Origin of the sequence: Citrobacter sp. RHBSTW-00986 (genome assembly GCF_013783065.1) — a bacterium.
GTDB lineage: Bacteria > Pseudomonadota > Gammaproteobacteria > Enterobacterales > Enterobacteriaceae > Citrobacter > Citrobacter braakii.
In genome coordinates this window covers 3,355,249-3,372,895 of record NZ_CP056200.1, presented here as the reverse complement: position 1 = coordinate 3,372,895, position 17,647 = coordinate 3,355,249, and the positions used below count along the sequence as shown (strand labels likewise).

Genomic DNA, 17,647 nt, shown 5'->3' with positions numbered 1-17,647 from the left:
CCGCCCGTTTGCATTTCAGGGTTTATATTCCACCGGTTGATAATTACGACTCAGCCGGACAAACAGCATTGCCGTGGCGGCGAGCCCGCAAAGTGCCGCACACATCAGCCACCACCCCGGTGAGCTTTTATCCCCGGTTAGCTGGACCAGCGCTGTGGATATGACTGGCGTAAGGCCGCCAAAAATCGCCGTGGCAAGACTGAATGCCAGTGAAAAACCCACCGTACGCACATAGACAGGCATCACCTCAGTGAGTGCGGCGACCATTGCCCCGTTGTACATACCAAAAAAGAACGAGAACCAAAGCAGGACCAGCGTCATGCGCGTGAAATCTGGCGCGGCGGTGAGCCAGTGCATAACCGGCCAGGTGGTGATCAGTGCAAGGATGGTAATCCCCATCAACACCGGACGACGACCAATTCGGTCAGAAATCGCCCCGCCAATCGGCAGCCAGATAAAATTAGAAATACCGACCAGCATGGTGACGATCAGGCTGTCGCGAGCGCTCAGGTGAAGTACAGCCCTACCGTAGGTCGGTGTGTAAACGGTAATAAAGTAAAACGTCGTTGTGGTCATCGCCACCAGCAGCGTACCCGCAGCGATGAGACGCCAGTTTTTGATGATGGTAGTAAAAATTTCCCTGGTGTCGGGACGGTGCGTACGTTGTAAAAAGGCGTCTGTTTCCTGAAGCGAGCGGCGGAGCACGAAGATCAAAGGAATAATCATGCAACCAATAAAGAATGGAATACGCCAGCCCCATTCAGAGATCTCATCGTGTCCCAGGGTGGCGTTCAGGCCGTAACCAATCAGAGCCGCCGCCACAATGGCGACCTGTTGACTGGCGGACTGCCAGCTGGTGTAGAAGCCTTTATTGCCAGGGGTGGCGATTTCAGAAAGATAAACCGAGACGCCGCCCAGTTCCACCCCCGCAGAAAAGCCCTGTAATAATCGGCCGAGTAATACCAGGACAGGGGCCAGCAGACCAATACTGTGATAACCGGGTACCAGGGCAATCAGCAGGGTACCGCAGCCCATAATCGCCAGCGTCACCATCAGTCCTTTACGGCGACCAATTCTGTCGATGTAAGCACCCAGCACAATTGCGCCAACAGGCCGCATTAAGAAACCTGAACCAAACACGGCGAAAGTTAACATTAGCCCGGCAAATTCACTCTCTGCAGGAAAGAAGGTCTTTGCGATATAGGTGGCGTAAAAACCGAACAGAAAAAAGTCAAACTGTTCGAGGAAATTACCGCTGGTTACCCGCAGTATTGCGCCGAAAGTTCCGGCGCGCGATGGTTGTTGTGTCATTGGGTTTGCTCCACTGTCTTATCATAATATTTATAGAGGTAAGAGTTTGCGGGTTAGTCGCCTGCGACCCCCGCCTGTTTGCCGCGCCGTTTCTCAATCGCCCACTTGAGTAAGGCTGCGCAGCGGTAAAATCCGTGGGCAAATTTTCCATAAGGAATGGTCAGAAAGAGCGCCATGACCACGCCGAGGTGAATGGCGAGCAAAATAGCCATCCAGGACGTGTCTCTTCCCGCCAGCAGCGCTAAACCGGTCAGACTGGTCAGGAGCAGCAGCAAAATAAAACCGCGATCCATCGGTTTTTGCCGTGCGTCGCCATGCAGCGGTGAGCGCTTAAAATTGAGCCATAGCAAGCCAGCTGGGCCGACAACCAGGCCAATGCCGCCCAACGAGCCCAGCATTACCGGAACGCTGAAGAACGGATAGGGCGCTTCTATACCTGCAAAGTAGTGATAGCCCGTTGCCACCACGGTGGCGGCAAAGCAGAGCATAAAACCGTAGAAGGTGAAGTGATGGAAACGGCGGCGCATCAGGGTGAAGGCATCATCTGCTTCGTTACAACCTTTGCCATGCCCACCATCGAGATACTTCAGCGTCAGCGCATTGTGCGAGGCTTCAGCAATTTCAGCGGAACGCGGTACACCCGGAGAGATTTCGCGCCAGAAGCGCAGAACACCCGCCATCAGCAGACCTATCGCCAGAATAAATACCGAACCAAACATCCATGCGAGCAGGTTATGCGGGAAAATCTGATAAAAATCCCCGGCCAGCGGAGGATGGAATAACGAGCCCTTTAAACTCATGGCGAGGAGTAAAAACAGGATCAGACCGAAAACCAGCGCCAGCGTCACAGTGATGCCTGCGCGACGATAAAGCGCGCCAAAGGCGGCGGGTTGCGCGTAGTGCTGATAGGTTTCGAGCCGCACTTCCGCCATCGCCTTCGGTACGTTGATGGCAAATTCATGAGGTGGGGCATACTGACACGCGTGCAGGCAGGCGCCGCAGTTATGGCACAAGTTAGCCAGATAATTGATATCCGCTTTACCGAATTCCAGGCGCTGAGTCATTGCCGGGAACACGGCGCAAAAACCTTCACAATAGCGGCAGGCGTTACAGACCTGCATCACACGTTCAACTTCTGCTTCCGGCTCGGTGATAATTTGTGCTTCGATGATCAGTTTCTCAAGCTGCTTCATGACGTGCCTCCTTTCGTGCTGCCAGCGCGGCTTCTTTTCCGGCAATGCGGCCAAAGGTTGTCCCGATCGACATGCCCACGCCAGCGGTGTAACCCTTGCCCAACACGTTGCCCGCCATCATCTCTCCGGCGACGAACAGGTTGCGGCTTGGCTGCCCGGCAAAGTGCACGGCAGCGCGTTCGTTCACTTTTAACCCAAGATAGGTGAAGGTGATCCCTGGCCGCAGGGCATAGCCGTAGTAAGGTGGCTGGTCCAGCGGTCGCGCCCAGTGTGTTTTCGCGGGGGTTAACGTCTTCGTCGTGCAGTTGTCCAGGACGGTATGGTCGAACTGACCTGGCTGGCAGGCGTTGTTGTACGCCGTCACGGTGTGGGTAAAGCGTTCGGCATCCAGCCCTAACTGATGCGCCAACTCCGCCAGCGTATTCGCCTGTGCGCCGGGGAATACCGGTGGCATAAAGTGGCCGATGGCTTTACTGTCGATAATGGAATAGCCAATCTGTCCTGGCTGTTGGGCGACCAGGCGTCCCCAGATGGCGTAGCGTTTGGGCCAGAAATCTTCGCCTTCATCATAAAAACGTTCTGCGTCACGGTTGACTACTATGCCGAGTGAAACGCAGTCCACGCGGGTGCAAATCCCGCCGTCATATAATGGCGCTCTGGCATCAATGGCGACGCAGTGTGACTGGGAGGGTTCGCCGATGATGTCCGCCCCGGCATCCATCATAAATTTAAGCAGTACGCCCTGATTAAAGCGTGTGCCGCGAATCAGGAAGTTATCCGCAGGCCACTCGCCGCGGGCGTTTTCTCCCCAGGCTTCGCGCAGCCATTCGCGGTTTGACTCAAATCCGCCAGCGGCAAGCACGCAGGATTTAGCGGTTATGCGCTCTTCGCCTGCCAGCGCTGCCACAAACTCACCGTTATGCAGTTCAAGCGCCTGCACCGGTGTGTTATAGCGGATTTGCACGCCTAACTTTTCTGCGCTGCGATAATAGGCATTCACGAGGGCTTTCCCGCCCCCCATAAAAAAGGCGTTGGTTCGCGCTACGTGTAAAGCACCGGAGAGAGGAGGTTGAAAATTAACGCCGTGTTGGCGCATCCAGTCGCGGCATTGTGAAGAGGTGCGGATCACCAGACGCGCCAGGGCTTCGTTAGTATTTCCCTCGGTGACGCGCCGCAGATCCTGCCAGAACTCCTCTTCAGGATAGCTTTCCACCAGTACATCCTGCGGCGCGTCATGCATACAGCGCAGATTACGCGTGTGTTGAGAATTTCCCCCGCGCCATTCCCGTGGAGCCGCTTCGAGCAGGAGTACCGAAGCTCCTTGCTCCCGGGCGGTTAGGGCAGCACATAACGCGGCATTGCCACCGCCAATCACCAGAACATCAACCATCGTATACTCCATTACCATTTAACTAATTGTTAAATTTGTAATTGAAATGTATACGCACAGCTTGTGCGGGCGCTATGACGAAGTGCTAAAGAGGGCTTTAGTTATTGTAAAGGATGGCACCTGGCCAGCTTCCTGCTTCCACCAGTTGATGCATCACTTTCGTTAGCACCACGCGGGCGGCGAGGCCCGCGGGGGTGAGCTCATCGTCCGAGAGGCTGACCAGAAAGTTGGGGCGACTCAGTATTGGATTATGGACGCCGATCACTCTTAACGTCTCTTTATCGAGATGGGAAATCGCCGCGCCGGGCTGGAGAGTTGCGCCGATTCCACTGCGAACGGCGCGCATTAGCAGCGCCAGACCATCAATTTCTGTGGCGATCTCAATGCGCAGTGCGTGTTCCTGACAAATTGCTTCCAGCCTGCCGCGCAGACCGTGGCCTGGGCTGGGCATTATCAATGGGATACTTGCCAACTGGGCTGGCGCAATATTGTCATCGGCAATATCAGCCAGTAAGGCATGAGTCCCAATCAAAAACAGGCGTTCTTCGAGAATCGGTCTGGCGCTCCAGCGCAGGATCTTTTCTTTTTGAAATACCACGGCCAGATCAATCTGGCGGGTATTAATCATCCGTTCCAGGTTGCCAGAGAGGCTTTCCACCACATGCAGGCGGACATCACTATAGCTTTCCCGCATGGCGTTAATAAAAGGCATGCCGAGAACGGAAGCGGTACTGGGGGCCATACCGACGCTGACGTGCCCGGAAAGCCGGGACTCGCGCGCGGCGAGGATTGCATCGTCTGCGTGGCGGAGCGCCAGCTGCGCCTGGGAGTAAAAAGCCAGTCCGGCGCTGGTGGGCGTCACGCCACGCGAGGTGCGCTGCAGCAGGCGAATAGCGAGTTCGTTTTCCAGGCGGGACATTTGCTGGCTGAGTGCCGAAACTCCAATATTGAGATCGAGCGCCGCGCTACCCATGCTGCCGGTTTCTACAATGCGAACAAAATAGCGTAGCTGGCGAAGTTCCATTTCGACTCTCCGGGAAGGGACAATTGATTTTACATTAAAGCAACACAGGAGTGGAGGGAAGGGGAAAAGGGGTGATAGTCGCCCATAAAAAAAGCCAACCGAATGGTTGGCTTTTCAGAAAGCATTACATTATTTACCGTCGTGAGCATGCTCATCTTCGCGGCAATCGCCTTCGGCGCAGTGACCGTAAAGATAGAGGCTATGGTTGGTTAAACGAATACCATGTTTAGCCGCAATCTCACGCTGGCGCGCCTCGATGGAATCATCGCTGAACTCGACCACTTTGCCGCAGTCGAGGCAGATGAGGTGATCGTGATGATGCTGTTGAGTCAGTTCGAAGACGGATTTACCACCTTCAAAATTATGGCGGGTCACGATACCGGCATCATCAAACTGGTTCAGCACGCGATACACGGTCGCCAGACCAATTTCTTCACCCATATCGATCAGACGTTTGTATAAGTCTTCCGCACTGACGTGATGGTTATCCGGTTCCTGAAGAACTTCCAGAATTTTTAAACGAGGAAGCGTTACTTTCAGGCCAGCCTTCTTTAATGCGGTATTGTTGTCAGTCATGCGGAATCTGTCCTGTAGCTAAACGATTCACTTCATTAACAGAAGTGACAGAAATTGCACTTGAGATAATGCGATTCATTATAGAACTGCCATGGCTAAATGAAAACTGCAAGTCTCTGGCATATATTGTTAATCAAAACGTGGTATCGCCGACAAACACACTGTGCAATACCCGATTGGCATCCGGCCATTGTACAGGGTCAGACGAAAAAGTTACAAATTTGTAGCAATTATTTTGATTGGTTTTATCTATTGATGTGGCGCAGATGGAAATCTGCGCCACACAAAATCAGGCATTGATGATTTCGTCGAGGTGCAGCTCCTCAGAGATCTGCTTAACCCATTTTTCTACGCGTCCGGCGGTCAATTCAGGCTGGCGATCTTCATCAATGGCCAGACCCACAAAGTGGTCGTCGTCGGCCAGGCCTTTGGACGCTTCAAAGTGATAACCCGCCGTTGGCCAGTGACCAACGATGGTTGCGCCGCGTGGTTCGATGATGTCGCGAATTGTACCCAACGCATCGCAGAAATATTCTGCGTAATCTTCCTGGTCGCCGCAGCCGAACAATGCAACCAGTTTGCCGTTAAAATCAATGTCTTCGAGGGTAGGGAAGAAATCGTCCCAGTCACACTGCGCTTCACCGTAGTACCAGGTTGGAATGCCGAGCAGCAAAATGTCATACCCTTCGAGGTCTTCTTTGCTGCTTTTTGCAATGTCATGTACATCGGCAACGTCTTTACCAAGCTGTTTTTGAATCATTTTTGCGATGTTTTCGGTGTTACCGGTGTCGCTGCCGAAAAAGATGCCAGTGATTGCCATGAGTAAAATAACCTCTTGAAACTTATTGAAATGGTGGTGGCGCATTGCCCACGGATAAGGGCAATCATAGCAGAACAGTCAGGCATGCGGAAACAGCAAACACGCAGGACTGCACTCTGTGCTACACGATTTATGATTTAGAGCAGAAATTCAGACTAAGCCTGACCGCGCAATGCGCTGAGTTGGTTCATCAGCATCTCTTCGATGAGTTCACTGCGACTCATGTTGCGCGCCTCGGCCAGCTCGTTCAGAGCGTCAACAGCATCAGCGTTCAGTTTCAGTTCGACACGCTTAAGCCCGCGAACTTTATCGCGTTTAAGCTGATTACGTTTGTTAATACGTAACTGTTCATCACGCGAGAGCGGATTAGTTTTGGGTCGTCCCGGGCGACGCTCCTGCGCGAACAGATCTAATGTCGTACGGTCCGTTTGTTCTTTGGCCATGATCTTGGTGACTTCGGGGAAACAATCAGCCAGGCGTCTGCCCGGATGGATAGCCCGCCATAATACATCAGCAGGGGAGACACGCCAACGCCCACGCGCGTAATCACGCGCAGACGCTGAGTTTTTAATCAGTTAGCCTGTTCGCTCAGATAACGACGGATGGCGCGCAGTACCGCCTCCGGTTTTTCCGCATGCACCCAATGGCCCGCGCCTGCAATAACGTGCGCCCGAGCCTGCGGGAATTGCGCCAGCAGTTGTTCGCGATACGCTTCGGTTACATAAGGTGAGTTGCCACCGGGGATAAACAGCGCCGGGTGTTCCCACGCCGGGATGGTCTCCCAGCCGACAATATGAGGATATTGCTCCCACAGCACGGGAACATTAAAGCGCCATTCGCCGTCCACGAAGGATTTGAGCAGAAACTGGATCACGCCTTCCTCTTGCAGATGCTGGCGCATGACGCTCGCCGCCTGCTGACGCGAAGAGGACTGCGCGTCAGTTACTGCGTTAATGGCAGCAAAAATCTCATCGTGACGGCGAACATGATAGTCAACGGGGGCAATGTCGATGGCTACCAACCGTTCGACACGTTCAGGGGCCAACGCGGTTAACGCCATGACGGCTTTGCCCCCCATCGAGTGACCAATAAAGATCGCTTTTTCGATCTGTTGATCGTCCAGCGTATCCAGCAGATCTTGCGCCATGGCCGGATAATTCATCACAGGTGAACGCGGGGAGAGGCCATGATTTCGCATATCAACCTGGATGATATCGTGATCGGCCACCAGATCGCGCGCCAGGATCCCCAGGTTATCCAGACTGCCAAACAGGCCGTGCACCAGGACGATGGGAGAATTATTGTGCAGGTTTTGCGCAGATTGCGCTCGGATATTCAATTTCATGGCAAAGTTCTTTTTTTCACACTCACGGGTTAGGGTATCATGTTGACCATTCTGCCACATGGCTGCAACAACTACGGTTACTCTGAGTTTTGCCAGCCACCAGGCTTGACGCTATCCGCTGTTGGGATTTGCCTTTACACTACGCGTGTTGACCCCAACAACTTGTATTCAGCTAAACACTGCACTGGATTAAGATGAAAACGATTGAAGTTGATGATGAACTCTATAGCTATATTGCCAGCCACACCAAGCATATCGGCGAGAGCGCATCCGACATTTTACGGCGTATGTTGAAGTTTTCCGCCGCATCACAGCCTGTCACTCCGGTAGTAAAAGAAGTCCGCGCTGTGCAAGCTGTCGTGGAAGCGAAGCCGGTTAACCCCGTAAAAGATAAAGTGCGCGCGATGCGTGAACTGCTGCTGTCCGACGAATATGCGGAGCAGAAGAAAGCAGTAAATCGCTTTATGCTGGTGCTGTCTACACTCTATTCACTGGATCAAAACGCGTTCGCCGAAGCAACGGAATCGTTGCATGGTCGTACGCGCGTTTATTTTGCAGCAGATGAACAGACGCTGCTGAAAAATGGTAATCAAACCAAACCGAAACACGTGCCAGGCACGCCGTACTGGGTGATCACCAATACCAATACCGGCCGTAAATGCAGCATGGTTGAGCACATCATGCAGTCAATGCAATTCCCTGCGGAATTGATTGAAAAGGTTTGCGGAACAATTTAATCCTTGCATTAGAAGGACCAGGCAATGGCAATCCACAACCGTGCAGGTCAACCTGCGCAACAGAGTGATTTGATTAACGTCGCCCAACTGACGGCACAGTACTATGTACTGAAACCAACGGCAGGGAACGCTGAGCACGCCGTCAAGTTCGGTACGTCCGGACATCGCGGCAGTGCAGGTCGTCATAGTTTTAACGAGCCGCATATTCTGGCTATCGCTCAGGCGATTGCTGAAGAACGTGCGAAAAACGGGATCACTGGCCCGTGCTACGTGGGCAAGGATACCCACGCGCTGTCTGAACCGGCTTTTATCTCTGTACTGGAAGTGCTGGCAGCGAACGGCGTGGACGTCATCGTGCAGGAAAATAACGGCTTTACGCCAACCCCTGCCGTGTCGAATGCTATCCTGGTCCACAACAAAAAAGGCGGCCCGCTGGCTGACGGCATTGTGATCACGCCGTCCCACAATCCGCCGGAAGATGGTGGCATTAAATACAACCCGCCAAACGGTGGTCCGGCAGATACTAACGTCACCAAAGTGGTGGAAGACAGGGCTAACGCTCTGCTGGCTGATGGTCTGCAAGGCGTGAAGCGTATGTCGCTGGATGCTGCGCTGGCATCTGGTCATGTAAAAGAGCAGGACCTGGTTCAGCCGTTTGTTGAAGGACTGGCCGACATCGTCGACATGGCGGCGATCCAGAAAGCGGGCCTGACGCTGGGCGTCGATCCGCTTGGCGGTTCCGGTATCGAATACTGGAAGCGTATTGCCAAGCACTACAACCTGAACCTGACTATCGTTAACGATCACGTTGATCAGACTTTCCGCTTTATGCATCTCGACAAAGATGGCGCAATCCGTATGGACTGCTCCTCCGAGTGCGCGATGGCGGGACTGTTGGCGCTGCGTGACAAGTTCGATCTGGCCTTTGCCAACGATCCGGACTACGACCGTCACGGTATCGTCACCCCGGCGGGCCTGATGAATCCGAACCACTACCTGGCGGTGGCGATCAACTACCTGTTCCAGCATCGTCCTCAGTGGGGCAAAGACGTTGCCGTCGGTAAGACGCTGGTCTCTTCGGCGATGATTGACCGCGTAGTGAATGATTTAGGGCGTAAACTGGTCGAAGTTCCGGTTGGCTTTAAGTGGTTCGTTGACGGTCTGTTTGACGGCAGCTTTGGCTTTGGTGGTGAAGAGAGCGCGGGCGCTTCTTTCCTGCGTTTTGACGGTACACCGTGGTCAACCGACAAAGACGGCATCATCATGTGCCTGCTGGCGGCAGAAATTACCGCAGTGACTGGTAAGAATCCGCAAGAGCACTACAACGAACTGGCAGCCCGCTTCGGCGCGCCAAGCTACAACCGCCTGCAGGCAAGCGCGACCTCCGCGCAGAAAGCGGCGCTGTCTAAGCTGTCTCCGGAAATGGTGAGTGCCAGCACGCTGGCGGGCGACCCGATCACGGCACGTCTGACGGCGGCACCGGGTAACGGTGCTTCTATCGGCGGTCTGAAGGTGATGACTGACAACGGCTGGTTTGCTGCGCGTCCGTCAGGTACTGAAGACGCTTATAAAATCTACTGCGAGAGCTTCCTTGGTGAAGAACATCGCAAGCAGATCGAAAAAGAAGCTGTTGAGATTGTCAGCGAAGTGCTGAAAAACGCGTAAGTCTTGTTTGTACTGACGCGTTTTGTAGGCCCGGTAAGCGTTAGCGCTACCGGGCTTTTTTATGCCAGGATTTAACTATGCTTATTTTTCAGTTCAAAACGCGGTGATACCAGGCCATACAGCGTCCAGCCGAGGAAGGTCACGATAGAACCATAAAGCATTGCTTCTTCGCCAGAGGAGTAGAGCGCATAGAAGCTGTACAATGCGCCAACAAACGCCACGAAGTTTGCCGGTTTCGCTTTCGACGACGGAACATTCGCCATTTTTTGAATAATTACCAGCGCGGCCATCGACAGAATATACGGAATGATGTTCGTTACCACCGCCAGGTTGACCAGCACGTTGAACTGACTGTTCAGTGACGGGCTGATAGTCATCAGCGATAAACCACTCTGGATGATCACGATAGCCAGCATCCCCTGTACCGGCGCGTCTACTTTGGTCACGCGAGAGAAGATTTTAGGGAAGTAACCCCCATCAGCCGACGATTTGAATACCTGAGCGATAGTGAACTGCCAGCCCAGCAGTGAACCGCAGCAGGACATCACCATCAGCGCCATGATCACCTTACCGACTTCCGGGGTGAACATTTGTGCGAAGGCTAAACCGAACGGTGCTGTAGAGTTAGCCAGATCCATATTCGGCACAATCCCGGCTATCACGTTGGTGGAGATGATGTAAATCACCGCAGCGCCCAGCGTACCGCCCAATACGGCGATGGGCACGTTGCGTTCCGGGTTGTCTACCACTTCAGCGTTGGCGCAGGCCGATTCCAGACCCAGAAAAGCCCACAAGGTCATCGCAATGGAAGAGCCGACAGCCGTGAAGAACGGGACGTGGTGTGGATTCCAGGAGTTAGCGTACAGCGTCGGACTGAACCAGAACCAGCCGATGATACACAAACCGACAACCGGAATAATGACGCCCCAAACGGTGATGCTGCTGATCTGCCCGGTAATGCGCGCCCCGCCAAAGTTAGCCACGGTACAGATCCACAGTACACCAATGGTTGCCAGGCCAATCTGCATCGGTGTCAGTGTGGCGCCAAACAGCTCGGTACCGTAGCCAACGGCGGAGATGGCGATAGCCACGTTGGCGATTAACAGCGAAACGCCATAAGTGTAGTTCGCCATAAAGTTACCGGATTTGCCAAAGGCGTATTCAGCGTAACCACCCATACCACCGGATTTACGGCTGAACATACCGCATTTTGCGAAGGCCCAGGCCAGCGCCATTGAACCGACAGCAGTCACCAGCCACGAGATGATCGAGATAGTACCGACTTCCGCAAGCTTGGTGGGCAACATGATGATTCCGGATCCCATCATATTAACCATGGTCAGGATAGTGAGCTGGACGACGCCCATTTTGTTGGATTTGGCTTTGCTCATAACATTTCCCCTTTCAACAGAGCGTGTTGCGCGCTTTGTTGCTTAATCACGTAGCACCACACCTGTTTACGACCGTCGTGTTCTTCGATGTAGACACCCTGGAGTTCAGGCGCAAAACCCGGTAGCAAATTGATTCCTTCTTCCAGTGCGCTGAAGTAACGTAATACTGAACCACCCCAGATTTCACCCGGAACCACACACAGCACGCCCGGAGGATAAGGCAGCGCGCCTTCTGCCGCGATGCGACCTTCAGCGTCCGGCAGACGCACCAGTTCAACTTCACCACGCAGATATGCATAGTTGGCATCCTGGGGATTCATGCTGACGCGCGGGAAATGTGCCTTACGGAACATCTCTTTCTGTAGCAGCTTCACGTTGTGACGCGCATACAAATCGTGCATCTCCTGGCACAGCTGGCGCAGGGTGTAACCGGCGTAACGGGCTTCATGCTGCTTGTAGATCGAGGGCAGAACCTCGGCTAGCGGGGCATCGGCTTCCAGCAGTTTTTCGAAACGTACCAGCAGGGCGACAAGCTGCTGCAACTTCGCCATATCTTCTGCGGGGGTCAGCAGGAACAGGATGGAGTTGAGGTCGCATTTTTCGGGCACCACACCATTTTCGCGCAGGAAGTTAGCCAGAATGGTAGCCGGAACGCCGAAGGTATCGTATTCGCCGTTACGCGCATTAATACCCGGAGTGGTGAGCAGCAATTTGCATGGATCCACAAAGTACTGGTGTTCGGCATATCCTTCAAAGGCATGCCAGTGTTCACCGGGGACAAAATGGAAGAAACGCAGGTCGCTGGCGATTTCAGCGGTGGGATAAGCCTGCCACGGTTTACCCTCTACTATCTCCGGCACGAACGGGCGGATATGGTGGCAGTTTTCCAGGATCAACTTACGAGTATCAATTCCGTTGACGACGCAGTCCATCCACATGTTGCGCCCGCTGACGCCTTCATGCATTTTGGCGTTGATGTCCAGCGCGGCAAAGAGCGGATAGAACGGGCTGGTGGAGGCGTGCATCATGAACGCGTTATTCATTCGTTTATGAGGCACGTAGCGAGACTGGCCTTTAATATGGCTGTCTTTTTTGTGGATCTGCGAAGTCTGAGAGAAGCCTGCCTGTTGTTTGTGCACTGACTGGGTGACCAGAATACCGGGGTCATTTTCGTTAAGATCCAGCAACAGCGGAGAGCAATCGGCCATCATCGGAATAAACTGCTCATAGCCAACCCACGCGGAGTCAAACAGGATGTAGTCGCACAGATGACCGATCTTATCCACCACCTGACGGGCGTTATAGATTGTGCCGTCGTAGGTACCTAACTGAATCACGGCCAGACGGAACGGACGCTCATCTTTCGAACGTTGTGGCGCAACTTCACTCACCTGTTCACGTAGATAGCCTTCTTCAAAGCAGTGCGCGTCGATCCCGCCGATAAAGCCGTACGGGTTACGCGCGGTTTCCAGATATACCGGCGTTGCCCCGGCCTGCAATAACGCGCCGTGGTGGTTTGACTTGTGGTTGTTGCGGTCGAATAACACCAGATCGCCTGGGGTGAGCAATGCGTTAAGCACCACTTTGTTCGATGAGGAGGTCCCGTTCAGTACAAAGTAGGTCTTATCCGCGTTGAAAACTTTAGCTGCGTGCTGTTGTGCGATGCAGGGAGCGCCTTCGTGAATCAGCAGATCACCCATTGCGACATCGGCATTACACAAATCGGAGCGGAAAAGTGTTTCGCCGAAATATTCGACAAACTGATTACCCGCAGGATGGCGACGGAAAAACTCGCCCCCCTGATGACCAGGACAATCAAAGGCGCTGTTACCCTGATTGACATAGTCGACAAGCGCACGGAAGAACGGCGGACGTAACTGCGTTTCATAATGGCTGGCGGCGGTTTCTAACTGCCGGCCATAAAAGGCGGTACGGGCTTCATTACATTCGAATACACCTGAGATCCGCGGCAGATGTTCAGATGGAACACGTTCTTCATTTTCGGTGGCGATAAAAACAGGAATCCCATAGCCGGTGGCGTCAATTTCATCGAGTTTTCCACGTTCAATATCATTGATGGATAACACGATAGCAGCAACATCAATGAAATTACTTTCATCGATATTTACGCAAGAACGCTGCGTAGAAAAACAATCAGGACAGGAACGGCTTACGGCAATTTTTAATTCTGACATTTTCATCTCTTTATTTTTAGGTAATAGCAGGTCCTCAATTTCTCAAATGAGAAATTGATAACTCCGGAAAAAAAGCAAAGTCATACCGCTGATAAATAAATCAGTAAATTGCTTTTTTGAAGATGCAATAAACCCTAACCGGTCCGGTCACAGGTAATACAGGGTTATGCAGGGAGAGCACTGCGGATACAGGCGTTAGCCTGCGATACAGAGAGTCAGGAAGACCTGTATACTTGAGTGCCCTTAGTCGGAAGACTAACGGGCATTAAAGAAATGAAAGTCGAAACTGTTGCGGTGGGCAAACATCATAATATGCGTTGTTCGCCTTATATGTGGCATTGTACGGCTATTATTTTCCATTTTAGTTACCTTTACTGGATAAGTGGAAGGTGCGGGTATTTTATCCAGGAAATGGCTATGAACTGTGAAGAAGATCAATAAAAAACGATCGTTTATAAAATATTTAGTCGCCATTTATGCATAGTGCGGGACAAGATGCTGTTTTGTTGTTTATATGTTATTTATTTGTATTTTATTATTTTTTTACAATATTCTACTGGCTGCATAATAAGTATTATGCAGTGGAGTGAGTAATGAAAAATATATTTATTAATTAATCAGAAAAAATGAATAAGAATTCACGGCATAAACCGATAGCCAATTCCGGTTTCGGTCAGAAAATGACGCGGACGGGCCGGGTCCTGTTCCAGCTTCTGGCGCAGGTGTCCCATATAAATACGTAGATAGTGACTATGTTCGACGGCGTTTGGTCCCCAAACCTGATTTAACAACTGGCGTTGCGTCAGTACCTTCCCGGCATTATTTAGCAGAACCGCTAACAGACGAAACTCAATCGGCGTCAAATGAATTTCCTCGTCACCACGGTGAACGAGGCGCGCGGCAATATCCACTTTGACGTTGGAAAAATGTACCACCGGTTCGGGAGACGCACCGCTGGCGTGGCGACGCAATGCCACGCGCAATCTCGCCTGTAGCTCGCCAATACCAAAGGGTTTACTGAGATAGTCATCGGCACCGGCATCCAGCGCAGCAATTTTATCGCTTTCCTCACTGCGGGCTGAAAGCACAATCACCGGAATCGCGCTCCATTGTCGCAGGTCGCGAATAAAATCAATGCCGTCGCCGTCCGGCAGGCCGAGATCGAGAATGATGAGATCGGGTTTTCGCGTGGCGGCTTCCAACAGACCACGTTGCAGCGTTTCCGCTTCATATACACGCAGGCCATCGGCTTCCAGCGCGGTGCGCAGAAAGCGGCGAATGGCATGTTCATCTTCAACAATCAGTACGTTCGTCACATATCCTCATGAAAATCTTCAAGTTCAGGGGGAATTTCCTGGGGCAGTGTAACACGAAAACAGGCTCCTCCTTGCGCGCGATTGTGGACCGAAATAGTACCGCCGTGCACGTCCACAATAGCCTGACAAATTGCCAGCCCCAGCCCAACGCCGGGCACCGATGACTCTTTATTTCCCCGGGAAAATTTGTCAAAAACGCGCTGTTCCATACCCGACGGAATACCCGGCCCATTATCCCAGACGTCCAGTTGCAGATGTGCGCCATCGACGCTGGCATCAATACCGATTTGCGCCTGTGGCCCCGCGTATTTGACGGCGTTTTCCAGCAGGTTAATCAGCACCCGTTCAAAGAGCGGACCATCGACGTGAATCAATGTTAACGGTTCAGGTAACGACAGATTTATTGGAGCAGATAGACCGGGCTCCAGCATCTGCAGGGCGCTGCCGACCACCTCTTCCAGCGTTAACCACTCCTTCTTAAGATTAAAGCCGCCAGACTGAATTCGCGCCATATCCAGCAGGTTATTAACCAGTCGGGTAGTATTCAGAACGTGCTGGCGAATCTCACTGGCCTGGCGCGCGTGCGGCGATCCCTCGCTGGCCAGATCCAGTGTTAAGATTTCCGCCTGACCGAACAACACCGTCAACGGCGTGCGCAAATCGTGGGACAGAGCAGCGAGCAGGGCGTTGCGAATGCTTTCGCGCTCGCTGGCAAACCGCGCCTGCTCTTCGCTGGCGGTCAGCGTCAGGCGCTCCAGCGCACTGGCTACCAGTAGAGTGAAGGTTTCCAGCAGGCGTTGCTGTTCGGGGATCATAAGCTGGCGTAAATTTCCCGGTTCGACTACCAGCAGCCCATGCGTTTTATCGGCGCTTTTTAACGGTAAAATCTGATACGGCACGCCCGGTAACGTGTCGGTGCCTGCACCGGCCGGTTGCCCTTTGTCAAAGCTCCATTGGGCAATAGCGTCATCCCACGGCGTCATGCCCTGTTGATGGGTGAGCGGGGCCAGCTTGCCGTTCTCTCCGGGCAGCAAAACCTGGCTGCGGGCCTGAAACGTTGAAGCGATAAACTGTTCACTGGTGGCGGCGATATCCGTCTGACTCCGACCGACGGCCAGCGCTTTCGACATCTCATACAAATGACGCGTACGCTGTTCACGATAACGCGCTACCCGCGCCTGATAACGCACCCCGGCGGTCAGATTACCAATAACCAGCCCTACCGTTAGCATTACGGCAAAGGTGAGCAGGTACTGAACGTCTGAAACGGCCAGCGTCCCGCGTGGGGCAATAAAGAAGAGATCGAAGCTGGCGACGTTAATAAAGGTTGCCAGCACTGACGGCCAGCGTCCGTAAAAGAGTGCGATAACCACCACACCCAATAAATAGATCATCACCAGGTTGGCGGCGTCAAAGGCCATTAGCCACTGCATGGCGATTAGCGTAATGATGGCGCACAGCGCAACGGCAACCACACAACCCTGAATTTGTACCCGCCATTTATCCTTAAAGGTGCGGCTATCAGCCGTTTGCAGCACAGGGCGTGAAGGGGGCTCATCGAGCGCAACAATCATCAGGTCGAGATCCGGTGCGCGATGAGCGAGTTTGTCGGCAAAGGAATCGCTACGCCACCAGCGACGCGTAGTCGGACGCCCGAGCACAATTTTTCCCAGATTATGCTCACGGGCATAGTGGATGACCGCTTTGTCTTCGGCGGGGTCGGAAAGGGTAGCTGTTTCTGCGCCTAACTCCTGAGCCAGCCGCAGAGCGCTTAAAATTGCGCGGCGTTGTTTTTCGGGCAGTCGGTGCAGCGCTGGCGTTTCGACATACACCGCATGCCAGACGCTGCCGAGACGCGCCGCCAGACGTGCGGCGGCGCGTACCAGTTTTTCGCTGCCGGTATTGTGCCCAATGCACAGTAAAATAGCGTCGCGGGTATGCCAGACTTTCTCCTCTCCCGGACGTCCTCGCCAGGCGCGCATCTGATCGTCTACCCGATCAGCCGTGCGGCGCAGGGCAAGTTCACGTAGCGCGATCAGATTACCTTTGCGAAAGAAATGCTCAATTGCTCTTTCTGCCTGACCGGCGATATAAACCTTGCCTTCGTTCAGGCGCTGGCGCAAATCGTCGGGGGGGAGATCGACCAGCACCACATCGTCGGCGGCATCGAAAAAAGGGTCGGGTACGGTTTCACGAACCTGAATGCCGGTAACGCCGCTGACCACGTCATTGAGACTTTCCAGATGCTGCACGTTAACGGTAGTAAAGACATCAATCCCGGCTTCCAGCAGCTCTTCAATGTCCTGCCAGCGCTTAGGATGCCGTGAGCCTGGCGCATTACTGTGCGCCAGTTCATCCATCAAAATGAGCGCCGGACGGCGGGCCAGCGCCGCGTCGAGATCGAACTCATTGATATGGCGACCGTGACGCGCCTGTCGCTTTAGCGGCAGGATGCTGAGGCCGTCCAACAGCGCGGCGGTCTCTTTGCGTCCATGGGTTTCCACCACGCCAATCAGCACATCTAACCCTTGCGCCCGCAGTCGCTGGGCCTCTGCCAGCATGGCCCAGGTTTTGCCGACGCCAGCACAGGCACCGAAGAAAATTTTCAGTTTTCCCCGGTGCGGGGCCGTGGTCTGCTCCAGCAGGCGATCGGGGTCGGGGCGTAAGGGTTCGTTATGCATGTC

At 53.4% G+C, this 17,647-nt stretch carries 16 protein-coding genes; 2 read left to right on the top strand and 14 right to left on the bottom strand.

Annotation, left to right across the window (positions count from 1 at the left end; genetic code table 11):
* Positions 1–15: 15 nt before the first annotated feature.
* The 9 genes from HV345_RS16480 to ybfF form a co-directional block, all read right to left on the bottom strand.
* Entirely contained in the window at positions 16–1,311 is a 1,296-nt protein-coding gene (locus tag HV345_RS16480; protein WP_181635821.1) for an MFS transporter, read from the bottom strand.
* Between the two features lie 53 nt (positions 1,312–1,364).
* On the bottom strand, positions 1,365–2,504 hold the full coding sequence (gene tcuB / locus HV345_RS16475) for a tricarballylate utilization 4Fe-4S protein TcuB (protein ID WP_181635820.1): 1,140 nt from the start codon (positions 2,502–2,504) through the stop codon (positions 1,365–1,367).
* Positions 2,491–3,894 (bottom strand): FAD-dependent tricarballylate dehydrogenase TcuA, encoded by a 1,404-nt coding sequence (tcuA, locus tag HV345_RS16470; protein WP_181635819.1) that lies wholly within the window; start codon positions 3,892–3,894, stop codon positions 2,491–2,493. Before tcuA ends, tcuB begins: the two co-directional genes overlap by 14 nt.
* A 97-nt stretch (positions 3,895–3,991) precedes the next feature.
* Entirely contained in the window at positions 3,992–4,918 is a 927-nt protein-coding gene (gene tcuR, locus HV345_RS16465; protein WP_019076276.1) for a tricarballylate utilization LysR family transcriptional regulator TcuR, read from the bottom strand.
* Positions 4,919–5,047: 129 nt separating this feature from the next.
* Entirely contained in the window at positions 5,048–5,494 is a 447-nt protein-coding gene (gene fur, locus HV345_RS16460; protein WP_003022836.1) for a ferric iron uptake transcriptional regulator, read from the bottom strand.
* Entirely contained in the window at positions 5,487–5,573 is an 87-nt protein-coding gene (locus tag HV345_RS16455; RefSeq protein ID WP_049259739.1) for a ryhB-regulated fur leader peptide, read from the bottom strand. The genes fur and HV345_RS16455 overlap by 8 nt, the downstream gene beginning before the upstream one ends.
* Before the next feature lie 210 nt (positions 5,574–5,783).
* A complete protein-coding gene (fldA, locus tag HV345_RS16450) occupies positions 5,784–6,314 on the bottom strand; it encodes a flavodoxin FldA (RefSeq protein WP_181635818.1) in 531 nt (176 codons plus the stop codon).
* Between the two features lie 155 nt (positions 6,315–6,469).
* The gene (gene ybfE, locus HV345_RS16445) at positions 6,470–6,757 is read right to left on the bottom strand and encodes a LexA regulated protein (RefSeq protein WP_003022842.1); all 288 of its coding nucleotides are present in this window, start codon (positions 6,755–6,757) and stop codon (positions 6,470–6,472) included.
* Between the two features lie 128 nt (positions 6,758–6,885).
* Positions 6,886–7,659, bottom strand: coding sequence for an esterase (gene ybfF, locus HV345_RS16440; RefSeq protein ID WP_032947058.1), 774 nt, complete (start codon positions 7,657–7,659; stop codon positions 6,886–6,888).
* A 194-nt stretch (positions 7,660–7,853) separates the two neighbouring features.
* On the opposite strand from ybfF, the gene seqA reads away from it, so the two are divergent.
* Together seqA and pgm are read left to right on the top strand one after the other, a co-directional pair.
* A complete protein-coding gene (seqA, locus tag HV345_RS16435) occupies positions 7,854–8,396 on the top strand; it encodes a replication initiation negative regulator SeqA (RefSeq protein ID WP_016152261.1) in 543 nt (180 codons plus the stop codon).
* A 24-nt stretch (positions 8,397–8,420) separates the two neighbouring features.
* On the top strand, positions 8,421–10,061 hold the full coding sequence (gene pgm, locus HV345_RS16430; protein WP_016152262.1) for a phosphoglucomutase (alpha-D-glucose-1,6-bisphosphate-dependent): 1,641 nt from the start codon (positions 8,421–8,423) through the stop codon (positions 10,059–10,061).
* Between the two features lie 71 nt (positions 10,062–10,132).
* Here pgm and potE read toward each other — a convergent pair whose 3' ends face one another.
* The 5 genes from potE to kdpD form a co-directional block, all read right to left on the bottom strand.
* The gene (gene potE, locus HV345_RS16425; RefSeq protein ID WP_181635817.1) at positions 10,133–11,452 is read right to left on the bottom strand and encodes a putrescine-ornithine antiporter; all 1,320 of its coding nucleotides are present in this window, start codon (positions 11,450–11,452) and stop codon (positions 10,133–10,135) included.
* Positions 11,449–13,647 carry an ornithine decarboxylase SpeF gene (gene speF / locus HV345_RS16420; protein ID WP_053388601.1) on the bottom strand — a complete coding sequence of 733 codons (2,199 nt, stop codon included), beginning with the start codon at positions 13,645–13,647 and terminating at the stop codon, positions 11,449–11,451. The genes potE and speF overlap by 4 nt, the downstream gene beginning before the upstream one ends.
* A 255-nt stretch (positions 13,648–13,902) precedes the next feature.
* Positions 13,903–14,007, bottom strand: coding sequence for a leader peptide SpeFL (gene speFL, locus HV345_RS16415; protein WP_114149115.1), 105 nt, complete (start codon positions 14,005–14,007; stop codon positions 13,903–13,905).
* A 278-nt stretch (positions 14,008–14,285) separates the two neighbouring features.
* On the bottom strand, positions 14,286–14,963 hold the full coding sequence (gene kdpE / locus HV345_RS16410; RefSeq protein ID WP_049269245.1) for a two-component system response regulator KdpE: 678 nt from the start codon (positions 14,961–14,963) through the stop codon (positions 14,286–14,288).
* The gene (gene kdpD / locus HV345_RS16405) at positions 14,960–17,644 is read right to left on the bottom strand and encodes a two-component system sensor histidine kinase KdpD (protein WP_047359485.1); all 2,685 of its coding nucleotides are present in this window, start codon (positions 17,642–17,644) and stop codon (positions 14,960–14,962) included. Before kdpD ends, kdpE begins: the two co-directional genes overlap by 4 nt.
* Between the last annotated feature and the right edge of the window lie 3 nt (positions 17,645–17,647).